The sequence below is a fragment of the Paenibacillus curdlanolyticus YK9 genome (genome assembly GCF_000179615.1).
In the GTDB taxonomy this organism is placed as follows: Bacteria; Bacillota; Bacilli; order Paenibacillales; family Paenibacillaceae; genus Paenibacillus_T; species Paenibacillus_T curdlanolyticus.
The window spans coordinates 70,718-86,837 of the sequence record NZ_AEDD01000003.1; the positions used below are offsets into that span (position 1 = coordinate 70,718).

The window sequence follows — 16,120 nt, forward strand, 5'->3', positions numbered from 1 at the left end:
AAAAATGGTGGAGCAAGGGTCCTTCCCTCGCCCCACCATTTTTGTTGTTCGGACAAATTGCGTATTGAACTATGCTTCGAACAAATTCATGCTCAAGTAACGTTCGCCGCTGTCCGGCGCGATACATAGAACCCGCTTGCCGGCTCCGAGCCGCTTAGCGACTTGAATCGCTGCCCAAACGGACGCGCCTGAGGATGGCCCTACCAGCAAGCCTTCCAGTCTTGCTAACGATCGCATCGTTTCAATCGCGTGCTCATCCGACACTTGAATGATTTCATTATAGATGGATGTGTTCAATATCGAAGGCACGAAGCCAGGGCTCGTTCCAACGAGCTTATGCGGGCCAGGGCTTCCGCCGGATAATACCGGTGAGCCCTGCGGCTCAACGACCGCAATATGCAGATGAGGCAATCGCTCCCGAAGCGCCTCCCCTGTTCCGGTGATCGTACCGCCAGTTCCCGCCGTCGCCACGAATGCATCGAGGCGCTCCTCCATTTGGCCCAATATTTCCAAAGCCGTTGTTGTCCGATGGATATCAGGATTCGCAGCATTTTCGAACTGATTTGGAATAAAGCTGCCTGGGCGCTCTTGCTGCAGCTCTAACGCTTTGCGCAGCGCGCCTGGCATACGCTCGGCAGCCGGCGTCAGCACGACCTCCGCGCCGTACGCTTTCAGCAGCATAATGCGTTCGACCGACATATTGTCAGGCATAACCAGAATGAGCCGATAGCCTTTGGCTGCCGCATTCATCGCGAGCCCGATTCCTGTATTGCCGCTCGTCGGCTCGATAATCGTGCTGCCCGGCTGAATTACGCCTCTTCGCTCCGCATCCGCGATGAGGGAAGCCGCAGCCCGATCCTTAACGCTGCCGCTCGGATTAAACCGCTCCAGCTTCACGAATACTTCCGCATCCTGACTGGTCGTTAACCGATTAATGCGGACGGCCGGCGTCTCCCCGATTAGCTCCGTTACCGATTGTACGATCTTTGGCATTCTGTCTCTCCTCTCCATGATCAGGCGTCATATTTAATAAATTTCTCGTCGCAAACCAACCGATGATCGGCATGCAGCCTACGGCAAAGAGCAGCCACGTAATCGCCGCTGGCGAGCGTGTGCGCGATAAAACGACGAGGTAGGCGATCATGCCAATGGTACGCCCGAGCGTCAACGCGATTTCGCGCAGCACGATAAACTCTTCGCGCTTTCGTACGGATTGCTCATTTTTGCCGATCAAATCAAATACCGAGGACGTAACCGGGATAATGTACAGCGGCATAAACAATGATGTCCCGATGCCGAACATGAGCAGCGTTTTATAGCTGATGCCAAAAAACAACGGAATAATAGCGGCGGTAAGCAGCAGCACCCCGGCAAGCATTCCATATTTACGGCGATGCGGCCGAAGCCATTTGCCCACGATCCAGAAGCTGATCAGTGCAACGAATGAAATAGTAAGCGCATAATTGCCCAGCTTCTGCTCATTGCGAGTCGCAATATAAACCGTAAGTCCCACCAGGAACATAAATACGCCGTCACGCAAGCCTTGCATCATAATCGCCAGCGTAAACCGGCGCCACGGATTGCCGCGTTGGCGAAGCTCTTTCACGCCATGCAGCCATTCATACGTACCAGAGGATTGCCGATGCTTGAGCCAAAACGTACAAACGACGGCGATTCCCAGAATGATCAAAGAAGAAGTGAAAATCACCTGATAGCCGCGCTGCTGCTTAAGCGTCGTAATGATATAGCCCGATACCCACGGGGCAATAATGCCTGCAGCCGCCCCTAATAACCCGGCAATGCCATTGTACCGATCCCGATTGCCCGGCTCGGTTACTTCAAAATAAACGATATTATAGGAGAGCCAAAACAGTCCCAGCGCTACCCCGTCTAGAATGCCGATGGGCACGACCCACTTATAAGCGGAAGGGCCCAGCATAAGCACTGTAAAATAAAAGCAGCCCGACAGCACAACGCCGAGCCGCAGAGCATTCATCTTGTTGTATTCCTTCACCCATTTGCCGGCGATCCAGAAAATCAGGCCGCCAACGACATATTGGCTCAAACAAAACCAGCCGATATTTGCGAATGACTCCTTTGCTTTCCACAGATATGCCGGAATGAATGTGCCGGATAACGCGCTTGCGATCGCATGCAGCCCGTGCACAACAATTAATGTAACCGATTGGCTGTCCAGCTTGGCGCCGGACTTGTCCTGCCGCAAGGCTGAGGCTTGCGTCCCCATCCATGTTTCCTCCCCGAATCGTGACATGTCTAGCTAAGTTGTCCCAAAACGGGGGGAGCCATGCTTGCCTGTTATTGCTTCTCCGCTTCTTCCTGAAGCAGGTTTGTCAGCCGTTGACGGCTTTCGAGCGACAGCTTCGTTGACGTTTCGAAGCATGCCGGGCAGACGAACATAACCGTCTCGAATGGCGGCTCCATCAGCGGCTTGCCAATCGCAAAAGGCACTGCCGGCTTAAAGAAATCGCGAGTAACGTTATGTACGCCTAGCTCAATCATATAGCTTCGGCAGGAAGGGCACTCCGGCATCTCAAGCTGATCGTCTAGCACGCGTTGAACCGATTCCTCGATGGCGAAGTTGACGCGGCCCGCATGGCGATAGCCGTCTCCTGACATGGCTTGTTTTTTGGTATCATCCGAAGCCCAGTCGTCTTCTTCCTCTTCATGCTGATGTTGATGCTGTTCCGACGCTTCCTCACCATACACTTCGGACTCCTCTTGCTCAATACCTACTTGCAGCGTACGATAGCCGGAAAGCTCGTTGCTGCAATGCGGGCAGTGCTCTTCCGGACCAATTTCCTCGTCCCATACGATTTCGGAATGGCACCACGGGCATACGTTGTTATTGTCCAATTGATCGTTCTTCGCCATGTTGGCTCACCTCTACCTCTTCTACTAGTTATGCTTCATATAAAAAATGCCGAATGCTACAAATAAAATCGCAAGCGCAAATAACGTTCCCCATAAATATTTCATCCGTCAGATCACCTTGGCCGTATTAGATAATGGTCGCACCGATTACATAGGATAAGGATACCGAAATCAGCATCGCGATTAAGCCGACTGCGCGGTTATCACGCTCAATTTCCTCATCGATTCGAAAAACGGGGGTCAGGAACTCGAACAAAAAGTAAGCGGCGAGCAGAATGGCATAGCCGAACCCTGCCCACCCCATGCTTTTATAGATCGATTCATTCGCTTCAATCGCAAATCGGAAGATGTTGCATATGCCGAATATCTTCCCGCCAGTCGCCATAGCTACCGCTAGATTGCCTCGTTTCATTTCTGCCCAGCAATCGTAACGCGTAACCAGCTCGAATATATACAAAAACAAAATTAGCGCCAGCACGGCAACCGATACGAAAGCTAACGAAGCTACAAACGGAATATCGAGAAGCCGATCAATCTCGCGTTCCATCCGTTTCCTCCCGTCAATGAAGCTCGGCTACCGTCACGCCAGTGCCGCCTTCGCCGTATTGGCCAATCCGGTAGTTCTTCACATGCTTATGGCGGCGCAGGAAATCTTGGATGCCATTTCGCAGAACGCCCGTTCCTTTGCCATGAATGAGATGTACACGGCCGAAGCCTGCCAAAAATGCCTCATCGAGGAAACGGTCCGCTTCGATTAAAGCTTCGTCAAGCGAAGCTCCGCGCAGGTCGAGCTCCATCGCTGCGCTTTCGTCGCGCGTGCGCTTCAAACTCGCAGCCTGTTTCGGCTGCTGCTGCTTCGCTGCAGCCTCCGTTGACTTCAGCAGCTCCAGATCATCGAGCGAAACCTTCATCTTCATGATGCCAAGCTGAACGAGCGCTTCCGATCCCGTTAGCTCGATGACGCTGCCTTTTTGATTCAAGCTGTAGACGCGAACCTCATCGCCAGGGCCGATCTTGGCCGACTTGCCGCTGCGATTCGCAGCCGGCTTCGGCTTATGCAGCTCCGGCGAAGCCTCATCCAGCTTCCGGCGAGCCTCGATCAGCTTGTGCTCCTTGACCGACGCTCCTTCTTCAAGCGCTAATTTACGCAAATCCGATATAATTTGCTCCGCTTCAAGCTTCGCTTTTCTAACAGCTGCGCGCGCTTCCTCCTGCGCCTTGAGCAAAAGCTTGTCGCGCTGCTCTTCGAAACGCTGCTGCTCTGCAGCATGCTTCTCCCGAAGCTGCTCCAGCTCTCTGCGCAGCGACTCCGCACTCTGCCGCTCCGTCTCGGCGCTAAGCCGATCCTCCTCGAGCGATGCAATCATATTCTCCACGCGCATATCGTCTTCGCTTACTTCGCCGCGCGCGTGATCAATGATTTGCTGACTAAGCCCCAGTCGTTCAGCGATGGCGAATGCATTGCTTCGTCCCGGCACGCCAACAAGCAGACGGTATGTCGGGCTAAGCGTTGCAACATCAAATTCCATGCTCGCGTTAATAACGCCATTGCGATTATATGCGTAAGCCTTCAGCTCGCTATAGTGAGTCGTGGCTACGATTCGCGAGCCCTTCCGGTGAATATGCTCCAGAATTGCGATGGCAAGCGCAGAGCCCTCTGCAGGGTCCGTTCCGGCGCCCAGCTCATCAAGCAGCACGAGGCTTTTTGGCGTCATCGCGTTCAGAATACGAATAATGTTCGTCAGATGGCTGGAGAATGTACTAAGGTTCTGCTCAATACTTTGCTCATCGCCAATATCAGCATAGATGGCATCGAATACGCACATCTGGCTGCCATCTTCCGCTGGAATGAACAAGCCCGACATCGACATCAGGCTGAGCAGGCCGATCGTCTTCAGCGACACCGTCTTACCGCCTGTATTCGGGCCGGTTACGATGATCGTAGAGAAGGAATTGCCCAGCTCGACATCGATCGGTACGACAGCATCGGCTGCCAATAAAGGATGCCGTCCGCGCTTCAGCTTCAGGAAGCCGCGGTCATTCATTAGAGGCAATGTAGCCTTCAGCTCATGAGCAAGCCGCGCCTTCGCAAAAGCGAAATCCAGCATCCCCAAACCTTCAGCATCCGCCAAAAGGTCGTCACTGACCTCTGCCGCAATTGCGGTCAGCTTCTGAAGCACCTTCTCAATCTCGCGCTCCTCATTCGCTCTCAGCTCGCGAAGCTTGTTGTTCATCGATACAATCACTTCCGGCTCGATGAACATCGTAGCGCCCGAGCTGGACTGGTCATGGACGATACCGCCAAAGTTGGAACGGTATTCTGATTTGACCGGGATGACGTAACGGTCATTGCGAAGCGTAATGATCGCGTCCTGCAGCATCTTTTGCACCGAGCTGGATCGAATCATCTGCTCCAGCTTCTCGCGTATGCGCGATTCGCCGTTGCGAAGCTCGCGACGAACGGAAGCCAGTTCCGGGCTTGCCTGATCCATCACCTCCGCATTGTCATCAATGCAGGCGAAGATCGCATCCTCCGTTGGCTTATGCTCCGAGAGCAAGTCTGCAATGTCATGCAAAAGCGGAATTGGATCGTCGTCGTGCAACTGAAGCACATGCTTCTTCACGCGGCGTCCGCTCCGTATCGTTTCCGCGATTTCCAGCAGCTCAGCCGGATTCAGCGTACCGCCGATCCGCGCCCGCTTCAGCGAAGCCGTTAAATCGACAATGCCGCGAAACGGCGGCGTGCCTTTCAGCCGGTCCGCTTTATACGCTTCGTCTGTCGCTTGCAGCGAATGCTTAACGAACGACAGATCCGAGCTTGGCTTCAGCTGTTCGGCTACTCCTTTTCCCAGCGAGGTTAATGCATGGCCCGCCAGCTTTTGTATCATTTTATAATAATCCATCGTATTTAAAATTTTGTGATCCAAGGCTTCGAACAGCTCCTCTCAACGTCCATTATAGCTGATGCGGGAACTGGATGCCATGACGTAACCTTCCATACATGCGAATTGCTCATTCGGGTACGCTATGATTGAACAGCTCATAACCGGCAACCTGCTGGTGCATGAGATCCAATATTAGAGGAGGGTATACCTAATGAACTTTTTAGGCCATGTCGTAAGGTTCATTGTGGCGGCGCTCGTGCTTATGGTAGTTGGTTTTATTGTTCCTCAATTTAGTGTCGGCGGATTTTGGAGCGCGCTATTCCTAGCCCTTGTCATCGCTGCATTGGGCTGGATCGTAGAAGGCATCTTTGGCAAAAAAGTAACGCCTTTCGGCCGCGGCATCGTCGGATTTATCGCCAGTGTCGTCGTCATTTGGGTAGCGCAGTTCATCGTAGGCGGCGTTACGGTTACTTGGCTTGGCGCCATTCTTGCAGCGCTTGCGATCGGGATCATCGATCTGTTCATTCCGGTTAGCACGCCGTTCGAGGCTGGCCACGACCGCCATTACGACCGCGACCGCCGTTAATCGAATGCTCGTCAAAGCTTAATCCCCTTGCCTGATTAGGCAAGGGGATTGTCTTGACAGCTCAGTGAGAGGGAAACTTCACCATATTGTAACTGCCGGCTGCTGCCGCTTTCGTATACAATGGAATGGAGACATGCTGTCATTCATGGTATGCTATGCAATGGCACAGAAAGGGGAGTTTTTAACAATGAGATTAAGAAGCAAATTAGTCGGAGTCGCAATTATTGCCATGCTCGTCATGGTCATCAGCGCGTGCGGCGCTAGTTCCACTACGATGAACGAGAATATTTCCGAACCGTCTGCAGCAACAACCGAGCTCGTCATCGAAGCGAAGAGCTGGGCGTTCGACAAGCCTGAATATCATGTCAAAAAAGGCGAGGCCATCAAGCTTTCCGTCAAGTCATCGTCAGGCTTCCACGGCATCAAAATTGAAAACACAAGCTACTCCATCCAAACGAACGAATCCAAAATTTTGTCCTTCGACAAGCCAGGTGAATATAACATTTACTGCAACATCGCTTGCGGCACTGGCCATTCGAAAATGAAAGCTAAAATTATTGTCTCCTAGCGCAAGCATAGGATGATAATGGATCAAAAAAAGCGGATGCCCTCCGGTTGCAATCAACTTGAAAAGTGATTGCGCTCGGAAGGCATCCGCTTTATTTTGTTTGTGTACAACTAGCTGGACTCGATCAGCTCGATCCACTCATTATACTCGGTCTGCAGCTTCGCATACTCCTGCTGCAGCTTATCCAGCTGCTCTTGCAAGCGAGCGCGCTCGCTGCGAAGGCTCTCGGCTTCAGCTGCCGCGCCTTGCCGAGATTGCTCAAGCGACTGTATTTGCTCGCTAAGCGATTCGACATGCTCTGCCCCTGCGGCAGCGGCTTCTCGATATTGCTCAAGTTCGCGTGACACCGACCGCATATGCGCTTCGTAACCTTGCAGCTTGTCCGACAGCTCTTCTTCGCGTTCAAGCAGCTGCTGCTCAAGCTTCTCATGATGCCTGCGCAGCTGTTCCTCGAGCTCTTCTTGTTTCAGCTTAAAGAGCTCTTCCGATTCGAGCTGCAGCGCTTCCGTATGGGTGAGCAATTCCTGCTCACGCTGCTTATATTGCTGCAGCGACTGCTCCAGCTCTACGATGCGGCTGCTTAAGCGCGTTTGCTCCTGCTGTTGGATGCCCAGCAGTCTCGATGCGGCCGCAGCCTGCTCAATCTGCAGCTCCAACTGATCCGCCAGATGATTCAGCTGCCCTTCCAGCACTTCCGCCTTATTCGCATGCTGATCGCTGTCGCGAGCTGCGCGCTCACGGCCATCGCGCTCCTTCGCAAGCTCGGCATACAATCGGTCAAGCTCAGCTTGTTGCTCCTTCAGCTGCGATTGTACGTTCTCCAGTCGCTCGAATGCATTGCCAGACACTTGCTCCCGATCCTGCAGCTCGATTTCAAGCTGTCCAATTGCACCGCGAAGCCCCTCTTCCTGCTCCATTGCAGCGAGCATTTGCTCCTCTAGCTCCGCCAGCCGCCGCTCCCACTGCGCTTGCGCTTGCTCGAAGCGCTGCTGTCCTGCGGCCGCCTGATCGTCTAGCAGACTCCGAATTTTCGCAAGCTCCGCCTCTTTCGCAGCAAGCACCGATTGCAGCTGCTTCTGAGCCTGGTCATAATCGCCTGCCAACACAGCCATCTCTTGTTCAAAGTGATCTGCGATCTGCTCGCGCTCTTCAAGCCAGCTTGCTTTCTTACGCTCAAGCTCGCTCTTGAACGACTGCTCCAGCTGTGCAAAGTCTGCTTTCCATGCATGCTCGCGCTCATCCGCTTGCTGCAGCAGCTCCAGCTGGGCCTGCTCGGCCTGCTCAATCCGCTGCTCAGCCTTGCGTACGGAGTCTTGCGCAGTTTGCTCCAGCTGTTCAATCTTGTGAAGCAGTTGACTAACCGTCTCCTGCTCGGCTGCCTTTGCCTCTTCAAGTGCCTGCAGCTCCTGACGATGCGTTTCCTGCAGCGATAACAATTCAAGCGTGAACGCATCAGCTTGCTCCTGCTGCATACGCTCAAGCGCTGCTGCTTGCTCTGCACGACGCTCATCCAACGCGCTCTTTTGCTGGCTCAACTGCTGCGCCGCTTCTTCTTGCTGCTGCTTCAGCTGCAAGGCTGCCGTTGCTTGCTGCTCTGCTAACTGACGAGCTGCTTCTGTTTGCTGCTCTGCCAACTGATGAGCTGCTTCCGCTTGCTGCTTTTGCAACCGCGCCAAAGATTCTGCCTGCTGTTCCTCAAGCCGCTGTGCGAGCGTCGCTTGATGAGCTGCATTCATCTGTTCAACCGTTGCCTTGTGCGCAGCATCCAGCTGCTCAAGAGCTGCTTTATGCGAAGCATTCAACTGCTCCATCGCCGATTTATTGGCTGCATCTCGCCGTTCCTCAGCCTTATGAAGCTCCGCCAACTGAAGCTCCAGCTGCTGGCGCTTTTGCTCCGCTTGTTCGCGAAGCGACTGAGACTTGCGCTCATTATCCGCTCGCTGCTCTTGCAGCTTCTTCTCAGAAGCAGTCCGCTGCTCCGCAAGCAGCCGATCAGCTGACACCCGCTGCTCCTGCAGCTTCCGCTCGCCTTCAGCTCGTGCCGACGTTAACTGGCGTCCCCATTCCTCCCGCTGCGAAGCTAATGCTTGAGAATGGCTTTCCTTAAGCGCTGCAAGCTCAGCCTCCAGTTGCTGCTGCATTAGCTCAAGCTGGTTCTCGCTTGCTTGAGCTGCTGCAGCGTGTAGCGCATTCGCCTCTTCTACTGCTTGCTCGAGAGCTATCCGATTTTGCTCCACAAGCGCTTTAATCTGTTCGTCCTGCTCTAGCTGCTGAGACGTCAATGCTTCCTTCGCTGCCAATTCCACTGCTGCAATCCGGTTTTCCGCTTCAACAACGATATCTTGCAATGCGCCTGCCTCGTTGCGCACCCGCTCAATTTCCTCTACGAGTACGGCGTTCCGCGTTTCTTCAACGAGCAAGCGATCATTTTCCTTTTGTAATCGAAGAAGATCCTCAGCCATATGTACAGCCGCAAGAACAGCCAGCTTGGGCATATCTAACCTTGGATATCCTTTGGCTAGTTTGTGCATATTTTCGTCGACCAGTGCTGCGATCCGCTTGATATAGTCGGTACTGGAGCGTCCTGCAAGCTTATACTGATGTCCGTATATGTCAACCGTTACGCGTGTCCGATCGGCATCCATCAAACCTTGTCCTCCTAGTAGTAATTAAAGTCGCATTTCTTGGTGTCAACCCGGCATTCGTTATCGCGACCAGCATAGATAAAGGCGAAAAAAAACCACATCGCTGTTCCTTTCGGAACTATTTCGATGTGGCTTTGATTGTTTCCTGCCTACTTCCGCAATTCTGCACCAAAAGTTTGTTCGATTTTCGTGACAACTGCGCTATGCAGCTCCGTTACTTCCTCATCGGTAAGCGTACGCTCCGCATGACGATAAACGAGCGCCAAAGCAACGCTCTTTTTGCCAGCTCCCAGCTTCTCGCCCGCGTAAACATCGAAGATGCGAACGGACTCCAGCAGCTCGCCAGCCGTTTCACTTGCAGTTTCCAACAGACGGCCTGCTTGGACTGCCGTATCAACCACTACAGCGATATCGCGTTCCATCGCCGGGTAACGCGGCAGCGTCTTATACTCGATTGCGAAGTCTGCATACTCGTATAGCGGAGCCAAATCCAGCTCTGCCACATAGGTATCTGGCAGATCCGACTGCTGCTGAAGCGCAGGATGCAGTTGGCCTACATAGCCAATTGTAGTCCAGCCTGCTTCTGTATGAAGCAGAACCGCTGCCGTACGTCCTGGATGGAACCCTTCAGGCTGGGCAGCCTCGAAACGTACCGACCCGCTAATGCCCAGCGTGTTTACAATCGTCTCTACAACGCCTTTGGCATGATAGAAATTGTACGCCTCGGCTTTGCGGTTCCATTGCGCCTGCACCGCATTGCCTGTCAGCAGCAATGCAAACCGATGCTTTTCCTGCGGCAAGTGCGTCAGCACTTCTTCTTCCGTATGGAATACGCTGCCGAGCTCAAACACGGCAATGTTCTCATTCTTACGGTTCCGGTTATAAACCGCCATTTCAAGCAACTGCGGCAAAAGCGACGTGCGCAGCACGCTGCGGTCCTCGCTCATCGGCATCGCTAAGCGAACAGGAACCGCGCCATTCGTAAGCGCTGGGAACAGCTTCGTACGTTCCGGGCCAGTGAAGGAATAGCTGATCACTTCGTTCAAACCCGAATCCGTAAGACGCTTGCGCAGATCGCGGCGGATCGCTTGCGGTTTCGTTAGCGCGCCAGGCGTCGTGCTGCCTTCGATCGACGTCGTCGGAATATTATCGTATCCATACAATCTCGCTACCTCTTCGATCAGATCAACATCACGCGTAATTTCTCCGCGGCGCGTCGGTACCGTAATTGTAAATACGCCGTTCTCATCGAGCGAACCTTCGAACCCAAGACGAAGGAAGATTGCCTCCACTTCCAGCTTCGACAAGCTGGTGCCGAGGTATTGGTTTATTTTGTTGAGCGCAACTTGTACGACCGATGGCTCAATATTTTTCGTGATTGCTTCAACGATTCCCTCAGTAACGTGGCCCTCCGCGCATTGCTCGAGTAGGGAAGCCGCACGATTCAAGGCAGCAATAACACGTCCTGGATCAACTTCCTTCTCAAAACGGGCGCTTGATTCTGACCGAAGGCCAAGCTGACGCGAAGTTTTGCGGACCGTGCTGCCGTCAAAGCGAGCCGATTCTAGCAAAATATCCGTCGTATCCGCCGTAACCTCGCTGTTCGCTCCACCCATCACGCCAGCCAAGGCAATCGCCTTCTCGGCGTCTGCAATAACAAGCATTTGCGGCTCAAGCTTCCGCTCTTGATCGTCGAGCGTTGTCAGTGTCTCTCCCGGCTTCGCTTGGCGCACCACGATGCGGCCTCCAGCTACCTTAGCAGCGTCGAATGCGTGTAGCGGCTGTCCGTATTCCAGCATGACATAATTCGTAACGTCAACGACGTTGTTAATTGGACGAACGCCTGCAGCGATCAGACGATTTTGCAGCCATTGCGGCGATGGCGCTACTTTTACGCCACGAATATAGCGAGCAGAGTAATGCGAGCACAGCTCAGTTGCTTCAATTGAAACTGAAATATGGTCCGAGGCTTGATCAGCGGAATGCATCACGGATGTGTTTGGAAGCTTCACTTCCCGCCCAGTCAATGCAGCTATTTCATAAGCAACGCCCAGCATGCTCAAGCAATCCGAACGGTTAGGCGTCAAATCCAGTTCCAAAACCTCGTCATCGATGCCAAGCGTGATGCCAATCGATTGGCCAATCGGCGTCTCGGCAGGGAGCACAAGAATCCCTTCCTGCTGATCCTTCGGAAGCAGCTTATCGTTGAGGCCCAGCTCCTTCGCCGAGCAGATCATTCCCTGGGATTCCACACCGCGCAGCTTCGCACGCTTGATTTTGAAATCACCCGGCAGCTTTGCGCCAACGACGGCCACTGGCACTTTTTGGCCGGCATCCACGTTACGAGCTCCGCAGACGATTTGCAAATTCTCGCCTGTTCCAACATCAACCTGGCAAACGTTCAGCTTGTCTGCATCCGGATGCTTTTCTTTCGATACGACATAACCAACGACAACGCCGGTTACCCCTTTATTCAATGACTCCACAACATCGATTTCGATACCGCCGCGCGTCATTTGCTCAGCGATCTCGCGTGCCGTTAAATCAGATACCTCGATATATTCATTCAACCACCGATAAGATACATTCATTTCGCTTCTATTCCCTTCTGCGTCACATACGCCCGAATTGATTCAAAAACCGTTGATCGTTCGTATAGAAATGACGGATGTCGTCGATTCCATATTTCAAAAGCGCAATCCGCTCAACACCCATGCCGAATGCAAAGCCAGTCACCTCGTTCGGATCGTAGCCGCCCATCTCCAGAACGCGAGGGTGAACCATGCCGCAGCCAAGAATTTCAAGCCAGCCCGTTTGCTTGCACATCCGGCAGCCTTGGCCGCCGCATTGCGAGCAGGTTACATCAACCTCTGCGCTCGGCTCTGTGAACGGGAAGAAGCTTGGACGAAGTCGAATTTGCGCCTGCTTGCCAAACATCAATTGAACGAATTGAAGCAGCGTTCCTTTAAGATCGCTCATTCGGATGTTGGGACCGACAACCAAGCCTTCGATTTGATTAAATTGGAACGAATGCGTTGCGTCGTCATCATCACGACGATACACTTTGCCTGGGCAAATGATTTTGACCGGGAATTTGCCATTCATTGCTTTCATTGTTCGAACCTGAACAGGCGAAGTCTGCGTACGCATCAAAATTTCATCCGTAATATAGAACGAATCCTGCATATCGCGAGCTGGGTGATTTTTAGGCAAATTCAATGCCTCAAAGTTATAATAATCCGTTTCCACCTCAGGTCCTTCTGCGACCGTGTAGCCGAGACCTACGAAAATATCCTCGATTTCTTGTACAACCTTATTTAATGGATGCACTGCTCCTGTCGGCAGCTCGTTCCCCGGAAGCGTAACGTCAATCGTTTCTTCACGAAGCCTTGTTTCCGTTTCCTCGCGAAGGAACGTCTCTTGCTTCTCATTAATGACCGATTCAATCGAAGCGCGAACATCGTTGCCGACTTGGCCGATGATCGGGCGTTCTTCAGCGCTAAGGCTGCCCATTCCACGCAAAATTTCCGTCAATGCGCCCTTTTTTCCCAAATACTTAACTCGCAAATCATTCAATTGCTGTGGATTTGCAACCCCTTGCAGCTCCTGTAGCGCTTCCGTACGAAGCGCCTCTAAACGTTCTTTCATGCCTGAATCCCTCCATCGTGATCGGAGCGCTATCGCTCCAAATACAAAAAAGGCCCTTCCTCCCCGTTAGGGACGAAAGGACCGTGGTACCACCCTATTTTGAGCTGCGCATTAGCATTCATATGGTTACCATACCATATGAAAGAAACAACTTAGCTTCTCTTACCGGATAACGGCCGGCGCCGGACTCCCTACATACGGCCCATTAATAGGCGCGCGTTCAAAAGTCTGCTCGGGAGCGAACTTCGACAGACCGTCCTCGTAAAGACGCTCTCAATCTCCGGCGTCTTCTCCCTGTTCGTTCGGCACTGTGTACTCTTCTCCGTCATCGCAATCCATCTATTGCCCTTTATTATAGCCAACTCGTTAGCATCAAAGCAAGCAAAACCAGTGAATTAGGCACACTCCTTCGCAAGCCGCTCGTTAAAGCATCGAGAACGCGGCTACGCACTAGAAAACGAAACCGCTCGATGCAGCATCGGCTCCACCGTTTCAAAGCTTGATACGCCTGCTTGCTTTCGAAAAATAAATTCATCTACATACCGCTGCCAATAACGAATTCGACGATACTTTGACACCATGTGCTTTCTCGCACGAGCTCCAAGCCTCTTTACGGCACGGTGAACAACCGTCATCGGCGACGAAGGCTCCTCACTCGCTGGAGCTGAAAGCAGACCCGTAGCCGTCCCGTTCCAATCGCGCATCGCTTCACGCACGATATGCATCATGCGAAGCGCAGTCCTATAATGAATAGACAATAGGCCTGATAGCTTACGCGCAGAGCAATTCTGTTCCGTTGTGAACCAATAAAACACAAACAACCAATACGACATCGGCAATTTCGTGCGATGAAGGAGCGTGTTGGATGTAATTGAAATCTGCGCCTTACAGAGCACGCACTCATACAAATCCCTAGTCGTTATATAAGAAGCGGAATCATGTCCGCATCGTGTACAGCAAAAGCCATTTGGCCAGCGCAATTGAAACATATACTGACGACAAGCCGCTTCATCTTGAAACTGCGACATAAAATCATTAATATACGTAGACAATTGGCTCACCCCTTACAAAATAGAAACTATCGTTCTTATGACTTAATTATATCGAACGTATGTTCTTATTTCAAGATGTTTTTTAATCACTTTTGATAGCGAAGCCCCGCTCTCCATCACAAAAAACAGGCTTCCCTGAATGAAATGCCTATATCATGAAAAAGGGGCCGTTGAGAACATGGGAACATTAGGGCATTGAGGGCATTGAGGACATTTGAGGACATTTGAGGACATTAGGGCATTGAGGGCATTGAGGACATTTGAGGACATTAGGACATTGAGGACATTAGGACATTTGAGGACATTAGGACATTGAGGACATTAGGACATTGAGGACATTAGGACATTGAGGACATGGAGACTATCGAGATTATTCAGGCCATTGAGCTCGTTCAAGTCTTTGGTAACATCCAAGTCATTAGAAGCATTCAAGTCATTAGAAGCATCCAAGTCGTTAGGAGTAGGAATCGTAAATTCCTTCAATTCATTGGGAACGTTTAAGCCGTTAGGAACATTCAAGTCAATTGAGCTCGTTCAAGTCTTTGGTCATTTGGTCATTAGGGGCATGTGGCCATAACGGTCCAGTGGGTTATAAATTTGCCGTGACTTTCGAAAATGATCATGATAGTGAAAAGCCTCAACTGATAAAATAAACCACTATTGATAGGATCTGGTTAGCTCTAGTTGATTCATGTCGCCCTCCTCAACGTAACGATAGTAGAGCGTAGCTATTAACAGCAGGTCGTCGATGAAACGAAACAAATTCTTTCAAGAAACGATAGCAACCTGGTGATGTCATTTGGAACCTTTGATGATATAAGCATTTCACTCAGGGAGAGCTATTTTGCGCAATAGGTTGTCCGAACACTAGCTTTTCCACACAAAAAAATGAAAGACCGTTATCCCATCAGCATTTGTGATCAAATGCTCTAGGAATAACGGTCTGCAAACGATAAAGCGGCAGCGATGACTACCGCTATAGTTGCCTCGAAGATTAACGCTTTTTGCGCGTTAGGGAAATCACAAGAGCAATGGCGCCAAGCGCTACAGCTACGATTGACAATACGAGCGGAAGCGTTGCATTGTAATCATCGCCGGCATTAGCATTAGTATCTGCAGCTGTTTCCGCCGCTCCTGCGCTGCCGCTGTCCGTACCTGTCTCAGCTTTGCCTGTGTCTCCAGAGGATACGGACGTATCCCCCGACTTGTTGTCGGCAGCGCCTGCGGAAGAGCCGTGGCCATGGCCGTCGCTACCCGCTTCAGCTGCTGTAACCATTGTTACGGAAGCTGGCTTATCAGCCCCGTCTCCGCCTACCCACTCAACGAGCGTACCGTTAGCATACGTTTGGTAGGCCTTCCATACGAGCTCTTTGGCATCGTCGGCCACCTTGCCGTTAACGCGGAAATCGGTAAATTCGGTTTCACTTAAGCCCGTACCATCAGCCGTCCATGTAATGCTCGTAATTTTGCTTTCCGCATCTTTCTCAAGCGTGTATTTCCAGCCTACTTTAGGCTCGACGCGGCTAACCTTGATTTGATCCGGAACTTTCACTTGAATTTTGACCGTAGTAGTTCCTTTTTCTTCGCTTGGTACGCGTACGGACATCACTTGATAAGAGCCTGCCGGCACTTCCTGTGGTTGAACCGTAACGTGCGCACTCGCAATACCTGCAAACATCAGCAAGCAAACTGCCATTGTTGCCGCAACCGCAAGCTTTTTCATCTTGATTTTCATGTTCATCGTTCATCGACATCCCTTCTAAAATACGGACCGCTTCTTTGACCTGGACTTAGTATAGCCTCAGCCAAAGTCGTCGGCATGACTCGAAAGGGCTATCGAGTGT

At 51.9% G+C, this 16,120-nt stretch carries 12 protein-coding genes and 1 pseudogene; 2 read left to right on the forward strand and 11 right to left on the reverse strand.

Translation table 11 applies throughout. The annotated features are described in order from the left end of the window. Positions 1-69 precede the first annotated feature (69 nt). The 5 genes from cysK to PAECUDRAFT_RS06130 form a co-directional block, all read right to left on the reverse strand. Complete coding sequence (gene cysK, locus PAECUDRAFT_RS06110) at positions 70-993, reverse strand: cysteine synthase A (protein ID WP_006037251.1); 924 nt, start codon at positions 991-993, stop codon at positions 70-72. Continuing rightward, complete coding sequence (locus PAECUDRAFT_RS06115) at positions 932-2,245, reverse strand: MFS transporter (RefSeq protein WP_006037252.1); 1,314 nt, start codon at positions 2,243-2,245, stop codon at positions 932-934. The genes cysK and PAECUDRAFT_RS06115 overlap by 62 nt, the downstream gene beginning before the upstream one ends. Positions 2,246-2,316: 71 nt before the next feature. Next, positions 2,317-2,892 carry a hypothetical protein gene (locus PAECUDRAFT_RS06120; protein WP_006037253.1) on the reverse strand — a complete coding sequence of 192 codons (576 nt, stop codon included), beginning with the start codon at positions 2,890-2,892 and terminating at the stop codon, positions 2,317-2,319. A 127-nt stretch (positions 2,893-3,019) separates the two neighbouring features. Then, the gene (locus tag PAECUDRAFT_RS06125) at positions 3,020-3,439 is read right to left on the reverse strand and encodes a DUF350 domain-containing protein (protein WP_006037254.1); all 420 of its coding nucleotides are present in this window, start codon (positions 3,437-3,439) and stop codon (positions 3,020-3,022) included. 13 nt (positions 3,440-3,452) lie between these two features. Beyond that, the gene (locus tag PAECUDRAFT_RS06130; protein ID WP_006037255.1) at positions 3,453-5,819 is read right to left on the reverse strand and encodes an endonuclease MutS2; all 2,367 of its coding nucleotides are present in this window, start codon (positions 5,817-5,819) and stop codon (positions 3,453-3,455) included. Between the two features lie 169 nt (positions 5,820-5,988). Here PAECUDRAFT_RS06130 and PAECUDRAFT_RS06135 point away from each other — a divergent pair, with 169 nt between their 5' ends. Both PAECUDRAFT_RS06135 and PAECUDRAFT_RS06140 read left to right on the forward strand, forming a co-directional pair. Next, a complete protein-coding gene (locus PAECUDRAFT_RS06135) occupies positions 5,989-6,363 on the forward strand; it encodes a phage holin family protein (RefSeq protein WP_006037256.1) in 375 nt (124 codons plus the stop codon). A 187-nt stretch (positions 6,364-6,550) separates the two neighbouring features. Next, positions 6,551-6,931 (forward strand): cupredoxin domain-containing protein, encoded by a 381-nt coding sequence (locus PAECUDRAFT_RS06140; RefSeq protein WP_006037257.1) that lies wholly within the window; start codon positions 6,551-6,553, stop codon positions 6,929-6,931. 110 nt (positions 6,932-7,041) lie between these two features. Here the strand turns inward: PAECUDRAFT_RS06140 and zapA are convergent, their stop codons facing one another. The 6 genes and pseudogenes from zapA to PAECUDRAFT_RS06165 all read right to left on the reverse strand — a co-directional run bounded on the left by zapA (position 7,042) and on the right by PAECUDRAFT_RS06165 (position 16,017). Beyond that, positions 7,042-9,576: a cell division protein ZapA gene (zapA, locus tag PAECUDRAFT_RS06145; RefSeq protein WP_006037258.1), complete on the reverse strand. Its 2,535-nt coding sequence runs from the start codon at positions 9,574-9,576 to the stop codon at positions 7,042-7,044. A gap of 149 nt (positions 9,577-9,725) precedes the next feature. Next, entirely contained in the window at positions 9,726-12,167 is a 2,442-nt protein-coding gene (pheT, locus tag PAECUDRAFT_RS06150; protein ID WP_006037259.1) for a phenylalanine--tRNA ligase subunit beta, read from the reverse strand. Positions 12,168-12,189: 22 nt separating this feature from the next. Beyond that, the gene (pheS, locus tag PAECUDRAFT_RS06155; RefSeq protein WP_006037260.1) at positions 12,190-13,224 is read right to left on the reverse strand and encodes a phenylalanine--tRNA ligase subunit alpha; all 1,035 of its coding nucleotides are present in this window, start codon (positions 13,222-13,224) and stop codon (positions 12,190-12,192) included. A 443-nt stretch (positions 13,225-13,667) separates the two neighbouring features. After that, the gene (locus PAECUDRAFT_RS26305; RefSeq protein ID WP_233516732.1) at positions 13,668-13,952 is read right to left on the reverse strand and encodes a hypothetical protein; all 285 of its coding nucleotides are present in this window, start codon (positions 13,950-13,952) and stop codon (positions 13,668-13,670) included. Positions 13,953-14,114: 162 nt separating this feature from the next. Continuing rightward, positions 14,115-14,252: pseudogene (locus tag PAECUDRAFT_RS26685) on the reverse strand (transposase); the annotation flags it as partial. A gap of 1,018 nt (positions 14,253-15,270) precedes the next feature. Next, positions 15,271-16,017: a YcnI family copper-binding membrane protein gene (locus tag PAECUDRAFT_RS06165; RefSeq protein WP_006037263.1), complete on the reverse strand. Its 747-nt coding sequence runs from the start codon at positions 16,015-16,017 to the stop codon at positions 15,271-15,273. Positions 16,018-16,120: the final 103 nt, after the last annotated feature.